This window comes from uncultured Pseudoalteromonas sp. (assembly GCF_963922945.1).
Taxonomy (GTDB): domain Bacteria; phylum Pseudomonadota; class Gammaproteobacteria; order Enterobacterales; family Alteromonadaceae; genus Pseudoalteromonas.
The window spans coordinates 1-6,982 of sequence record NZ_CAWUKC010000124.1 but is presented as its reverse complement, the minus strand read 5'-3'; the positions used below and the strand labels follow the sequence as shown (position 1 = coordinate 6,982).

General features: G+C 40.0%; 4 protein-coding genes and 1 pseudogene. 4 read left to right on the top strand and 1 reads right to left on the bottom strand.

Translation table 11 applies throughout. The features are described from left to right. The first annotated feature begins 312 nt into the window (after positions 1-312). From AABI99_RS17135 to AABI99_RS17120, 4 genes are all read left to right on the top strand, one after another. Positions 313-1,488: a DUF1343 domain-containing protein gene (locus tag AABI99_RS17135; protein WP_338367340.1), complete on the top strand. Its 1,176-nt coding sequence runs from the start codon at positions 313-315 to the stop codon at positions 1,486-1,488. A 9-nt stretch (positions 1,489-1,497) separates the two neighbouring features. Then, complete coding sequence (pbp4b, locus tag AABI99_RS17130) at positions 1,498-3,147, top strand: penicillin binding protein PBP4B (protein ID WP_338367339.1); 1,650 nt, start codon at positions 1,498-1,500, stop codon at positions 3,145-3,147. Positions 3,148-3,334: 187 nt separating this feature from the next. Further along, complete coding sequence (locus AABI99_RS17125; RefSeq protein ID WP_338367338.1) at positions 3,335-4,711, top strand: Na+/H+ antiporter NhaC family protein; 1,377 nt, start codon at positions 3,335-3,337, stop codon at positions 4,709-4,711. Positions 4,712-4,999: 288 nt separating this feature from the next. Then, positions 5,000-6,667: a P-loop NTPase fold protein gene (locus AABI99_RS17120; RefSeq protein ID WP_338367337.1), complete on the top strand. Its 1,668-nt coding sequence runs from the start codon at positions 5,000-5,002 to the stop codon at positions 6,665-6,667. 85 nt (positions 6,668-6,752) lie between these two features. On the opposite strand, the pseudogene AABI99_RS17115 reads toward AABI99_RS17120, so the two are convergent. Continuing rightward, positions 6,753-6,982, bottom strand: a pseudogene (locus AABI99_RS17115) (hypothetical protein); the annotation flags it as partial.

The window sequence follows — 6,982 nt, the reverse complement described above, 5'->3', positions numbered from 1 at the left end:
TCCTGCGCCCACCACTTTCATAGATAAGCCGACATTAAGTCGGTTTTTTTGTGCCTGAATTTTGAGAAAGCTTTCAGCTATCAGCTATCAGTTAAGCCAAGCAAACACCCCTGCTAAAAATTTCAGCGTAGACGTAGAGCTTGCTCACGTTAGAAGCGCAGCGCCTCTTAACCTCTTTGTGAATCATTTGTCTTAAAAAATTACAGCACAAAGAGAAGTAAAAGAGGAATAAATGAGAAGCCAAAAACCATTCACTGCTCTTTAACTTAAGCTGTGGTATTTTAAACACCTAGTTTAAAAGGATCTTGCTGTATGTTTAAAGCCGTATTTATCACCTTTGTATTACTATTTAGCAGCTTATTAGATGTGAGCGCAAAGCAAAGCGAAGCGCAAAATACCCCCGTGGTTGGCGCTGCGCAGTTCGCACATTATTTACCGCAATTAAAAAATAAACGTGTTGGGCTTTTGGTAAATCAAACATCACGTGTTGAAAATACTCATTTGGTTGATGCTTTACTCACTAAAAATATAAACATAACCAAAATATTTGCACCTGAGCATGGCTTTAGGGGCGATCACGATGCTGGTGCCCATGTTAAAAATGCCGTTGATAGCGAAACCGGTATCCCGCTTATTTCTATTTATGGCAAAAACAAAAAGCCAAGTGCAGAGGCGCTTAGCAATGTAGATGTAATTATTTTTGATATTCAAGATGTGGGCGTACGCTTTTATACCTACATAAGCTCTATGCATTACATGATGGAAGCCGCAGCCGAGCAAGGTATTGAGTTTATTGTACTTGATAGGCCAAACCCCAATATTGCCTACGTTGATGGGCCCATACTTGAGCGCGAATTTAAATCATTTGTTGGTATGCACCCAATACCCGTGCTGCACGGCATGACGGTAGGTGAACTTGCTAAAATGATCAAAGGCGAAAGCTGGATCAATAAAGCAGCCGATTTAAAGCTGACGGTGATCTCAGTTGATCATTACACGCGCTCAACATCCTATAGTTTACCTGTAAAGCCCAGCCCTAACTTACCGAACGATCAATCAATTGCGCTTTACCCGTCGCTGTGTTTTTTTGAGGCAACACCAGTCAGTATTGGCAGAGGCACCGACTTTGCGTTTCAGGTAATTGGCTACTCGCCCGTCGCGCTTGGCGAGTTTAGTTTTACGCCACGATCTATTAAAGGCGCGGCGGCTAACCCTAAATTTAAAAATATAATGGTAAAAGGGCTCGATTTACGCTCGGCAAACACGCGCGGGCTTGATTTAAGTTACTTAATAACGGCATATAGTAAATTAACTAAAAATAATATTACTTTTTTTGATCGCGCTAATTTTATGGATAAACTGGCAGGCACTAATAAACTACGTTTAGCTATTGAAGCAGGGCAATCAGAGGCACAAATAAAACAACGTTGGCAGCAAGGGCTTAAGGCATTTAAAAAGCAGCGAGCGCCGTATTTACTGTACAAGTAAGGGTTATAAATGGCGTTAGTAATAAACACCTATTTTAAAGTCGCTTTATTAGCAGTTATGAGTCTTACACTTGCAGCGTGTAGTAGTAACAAGGCTAACAACTTTAAAGTAAGCGAGCTTAAACAAAGTGATCTAGCAGTGCTTCCAAATGCACAAGTTGTGGTTACTTTTCCTGAGGCTAACCCAAGTAGCCGAAAGTATGTAAATAACCGAGGCACATTTAAAGCCTATAAAGGGCGAGGGCAGTTATTAATTCAAAATAATAACGCGACGAGCGCCGATATTTTCATTAATAACCAAAAGCTTAATATTACCAAGCAATTAGCCGCTAATACTTTATACGAGTATTCGCTCGCAAGGCGCACTCATAACGGGGTAAATACGTTTAAAGTTGAAAATATTCAACCTAAGGGCGCAAGCCTTACTTTGCGCTTTGAGTTTCCGACATTAAATACCGCCGCGCAAAGTAATATAGACTTTAGCCAAGTCGATACGCTAATAGAAAAAGATATAAAAGCAGGTTTTCCGGGGGCGGTATTAGCCGTTGTTAAAAGTGGCGAACTCATAAAGCTTAGCGCTTATGGTGATGCCAAACAGTATCAACAAAGTGATTTAATGCTACTACGCCCAGAGCCAATGCAAACACAGACCTTGTTTGACTTAGCCTCTAATACCAAAATATTTGCCACTAACTTTGCCTTAATGAAGCTCGTAAGCGAAGGGCGTTTAAATATAAACAAGCCAGTGCAAAGCTATTTGCCCGAATATAAAGGCGATGGGCGCGAGCTGCACACAGTAAAAGATTTACTCACGCATACAGCGGGTTACCCGCCGGTGTTTGATTTTCATCGAAAAAGTGCTAAAAACGGCGGTGTGTATTTTTCGCAAAATAGCCAAACTACTAAGCAACTGTTACTTACGCAAGTGCCGCTAAGTAATAAATACCCCGCACAAGCCGTTTATTCCGATATTGATTACATGATTTTAGGGGTACTGATTGAGCGCATAACCAAGCAACCACTTGATGACTACCTAGAGCAACACATTTACGCCCCACTTAAACTAACTAACACAATATTTAACCCACTTAAAAAGGGCTTTAAACGTGCTGAATTTGCAGCTACCGAGCTTAGCGGTAACACCCGTGATGGGCGAATTACCTTTGATAATATACGCACTAAAGTTTTGCAAGGCGAAGTGCACGACGAGCGGGCATTTTATTCATTCGATGGCGTAGCAGGGCATGCGGGACTATTTAGTAATGCGCCCGATTTAGCGGTGCTTTGCCAAGTACTATTAAACCAAGGTGGTTTTGGCAATACCCAGCTATTTAGCGCATCAACCTTAGCGCAGTTTTTAACGCCACAATTAAATAACGAAACCTTTGGCCTTGGTTTTAGGCTTGCAGGTAACAATCAAGCTAGGCGTTGGCACTTTGGCCCTTACGCAAGTGCACAAGCCTATGGCCACACCGGTTGGACAGGCACAGTGACTGTAATAGATCCAACCTACGATTTAGCCATTATTTTATTGACCAATGCGCGGCATACGCCCATAAAAGGCACCCAAAAACATTATCAATTTTTAGGCAAACAATACGAGACCGCACAGTATGGTTCGGTTGTATCGCTTATTTACGAAGCATTACTAAATCAATAAATTATCGTTTAGGTTAAAATAGCCTAAGTGCAGCGCTTTAAGTGATTTATTTGCAGGTGACTTAACTAAGCCAATCCATTAAGCTAAGCGGTTTACAAATTCAGGCGTCTATTTTGAAAATGGCCTGAAAAATAAGCGTTTTAACGTGACTAAGCGAATACACTTCGCTAATAATAAAGGTTAATTTATGTCTTGGTATTCTATATTACCGCCACTCATTGCTATTGCCATCGTATTTTGGCGCAAAGAAGTAATAATGGCACTTTTGGTGGCCGTGGCTTCATCAGAATTTTTGCTCGCAATACAAGGCGAGGGTAATACCTTATTTGCTACATTTTTAAATACCGTTGAGCGCATAATATCGGTAGCCAGCTCGCCAGGTAACACCCGCATTTTAATATTTAGTATTATGATTGGTGCCTTGCTTGCCTATATTCGCGAATCGGGCGGCGTAGCAGCCACCGTTAATATGCTAATGAACAAAGGCATTGCAAAAAGTAAGCGCCAAGTTGGCTTATTAACCATGTTTACCGGCATCGCGGTGTTTATAGAATCAAACCTAAGTGTATTAACCTCTGGTATTGTATCGCGCGGCTTGTTCGACAAATTTAAAATGAGCCGAGCGCGCTTGGCATATATTATTGATAGCACCAGTGCACCTGTATGTATTTTAATATTGCTTAACGGCTGGGGCGCATTTGTGCTGGGTTTACTTGGCAATTACGAGCTAAGCGAATCGGCAGTTTCTATTTTATGGGGCAGCGTAGGGTATAACTTTTACGCCATTATCACGCTAGTTATTGTGTTTTACACTATCGCGTTTGATAAAGTACACGGCCCAATGAAAGACGCCGAGCAAAAGCTAGAGCTACAAAAAACTGAGTTAAAAGAAGAAGTAAAAGGCTCTAAAGCGCGCTTTATGCTAGTGCCACTGCTTACCCTAATTGTAAGCATGGTCGGCTTTATGTTTTACACTGGAAACGGTGTATTAGCAGAAGGTAGCGGCTCTAAATCGGTATTATATGCAACGGTGCTTGCCATTATTGTTGCCTACATTTTAATGATTAGCTCGCGCCAATTTACTCACCATCAACTCGTCGACACCGGCTTTAAAGGCATGGGCGAGTTATTACCGCTGGTGAGCATTGTATTGCTTTCACTTACATTAGGCGCAAGCTTAAAAGAGCTAGGTACCGGTGTATTTGTAGCCTCTTTAGTGGGCGACTACTTACCTATTTACTTAATTGTACCTGTGCTATTTATTACCGGTGCGGTTATGTCGTTTACAACGGGTACATCGTGGGGCACATTTGCCATACTCATCCCTATTGGCGTACCGCTTATCCAAGAGCTTGGCCTGCCGCCATCGCTTGTAGTGGGTGCTATTTTAGGTGGTGGCATATTTGGCGATCACTGCTCGCCTATATCCGACACCAGCGCCGTATCGGCACTCGCCTCGGGGTGTGACTTACTCACCCACGTTAAAACACAGCTACCGTACGCGTTATTTGGCGGCGCATTGACGTTTATAGCGTACTTAGTAACAAGCATAATTGTGTTATAAACGCATTTTAGAATACGACAATTCTAAACACTCAAAAGCCTGCTTAACCGCAGGCTTTTTTGTTTACACGTAGGTTGGGTTGAGTGACACGAAACCCAACGGATCGTCAATTTATTTCACCGTTTTAAAGCCGAGTATATACACTGTTTTGTAGGTGCTTAGCCTGCTAGCATGTCGGGCATCAGCCTGAATTAAATACATCTAAATAATTAAAAATTTTCACAGGCCTCACGTTTACTTATTGATATGTGGCACTATATAAAAAAGAATTATTTTAAAGGGAATTAAATGAAAGAGATTAAAGAATTTAATTGGAGTAAAGCAACTAAGCCTCCATTAGAAGAATATTTTCCTGCTGATAAATTAGGTCGAGCTCGCTATGCTACGTTCTTATCGAGATTATTAGCTCAAGAAGGTTATGATGAAAGTAAGCCTTATGAAGAGCAAAAGAAAAATTATGTATTAAATCTCAATGCTGAATGGGGGGCAGGTAAAACCTATTTTCTTAAGCGTTGGTCGCAAGAATTAATAGTAGATTACCCTGTAGTTTATATTGATGCATGGCAGCAAGATTATTCAGACGATCCATTTTTAACTGTAATTGCAGGTATCATTAAGCAGCTTCAACTTCAATCTAAGTTCAATATAAAAATACCTAAAAGTGCCGTTTCGATGTTTAAGGCTGTTGCACCTGCAATTGCACAAGGCTTAACTAAAAAAATATCTGGTATCGATTTAGATGAGTTACACACATTACTATTTTCTGATGATGAAATAGAAAGTGAACAAAATCAAAATTCTAATAAGCCAACTGGTAGCGACTTTTCGCCCGCTGTAAAGGCGCTTGCACAAAACTTGATTAAAGATCATGAAGCTAAAAACAAGAGCGTTGAAGTAATAAAGTCTAAGTTAGATGATTGGGTCAGTAAGTTTGAAAAGCAGGAAGATAAATCGTTACCTATATTTATTTTTATTGATGAATTAGACCGTTGCCGACCAAGCTATGCAGTCGAAATGCTAGAGACGATTAAACATATTTTTGATGTTAAAGGTATAGTATTTGTTGTGGCAACAGATACAGGGCAACTCCAACATACAATCAAATCAATATACGGCGAAGGGTTTGATGCAAAGGTTTATCTAGGCCGTTTTTTTAATAGTTGTTACAGTTTAAAGCGTCCTGTTTTAAAAGATTTTTTATTAGTACACAGCGATACAACTAAATTTGAAACGGCGTATTTAGAAGGTAAAAATATTGAGTTACTCCCCCGCTCACAAACCCACGAAACTGCTTTAGCTAATATTTCAGTTGTATTAGATGCCTTTGAGGTACCTCCTAGAACAGCTATTCAAATTACTGAACGCATTACGGCCATTATTGCAAATTTACCAAGTGGTAAAAAAGTAGATGTACTTGTGCTCGCTGTCTTATTTTGTATCTATGAAAAAAACCACTCACTTTATGAGGAGATAATAAATGGTAGGTTCAAAAGAACAGAACGAGGTGATGAAAATAAGATCATAAATATTTGTATAGCTGACTTCTTAAAAAGAGATATATCAGAAGAGTATTTATCAGCCGAGTTAATCTATTTTATTGATCCACAGTCATACACCTCTCAATTCCATAACGGCCACTTCGCCCCTAAAGATAATAAGTACTTTAAGGAAAATTATCCTATACCACTATCTAAATTTATTGAGAATACCTTCTGTAAAATCTTTGATTTACATGAACTTGATTTCAATATTATTTTTTCTAGTGGTGAGGATTTAACGGAACTGCAAAAAGCAGAAAAGGCGTTAGCACAGCATAAAATAGAAGTTTCTCCAGAAGTTACTTTATTATGGCTTGACTATATCTATATCAAAAATGAATACAACAAAATTACTAAAGGGCAATATCGTGATTTTATAGAGCTTTCCTCACCATTAGATTATATGGGCGATAGTTAACTACCTCTGTGCAGCGCGCAGCGCCTCTGTGTTCTCGGTGGTAATATATCTAAATTACCACCAGCCTTAACTAAGCTAAACAACCCTAAGCCCCGCACTGCTTAACCCCAGCCCCCGCATGTTTAAGCCCTATAATCTGCCCTTTACCGTTGTGTGCCATAGCGAGCATATCACCGGTATTTATATTACTTTCTACCGCGTGCCTTCCCTTTAAATCACTTAATAATGACTGTTTAATTTGCACCAGTACTTCGTCATTACAGCTGGCTATGTACCAGTCGTTATCGACCTTTACGAGCGTGCCGTATTCTATGT

Excerpts from the sequence above, each read along its gene's own strand:
- AABI99_RS17120 (WP_338367337.1), top strand. The coding sequence starts at position 5,000 with ATGAAAGAGATTAAAGAATTTAATTGGAGTAAAGCAACTAAGCCTCCA.
- AABI99_RS17135 (WP_338367340.1), top strand. The coding sequence starts at position 313 with ATGTTTAAAGCCGTATTTATCACCTTTGTATTACTATTTAGCAGCTTA.
- AABI99_RS17125 (WP_338367338.1), top strand. The coding sequence starts at position 3,335 with ATGTCTTGGTATTCTATATTACCGCCACTCATTGCTATTGCCATCGTA.
- pbp4b (WP_338367339.1), top strand. The coding sequence starts at position 1,498 with ATGGCGTTAGTAATAAACACCTATTTTAAAGTCGCTTTATTAGCAGTT.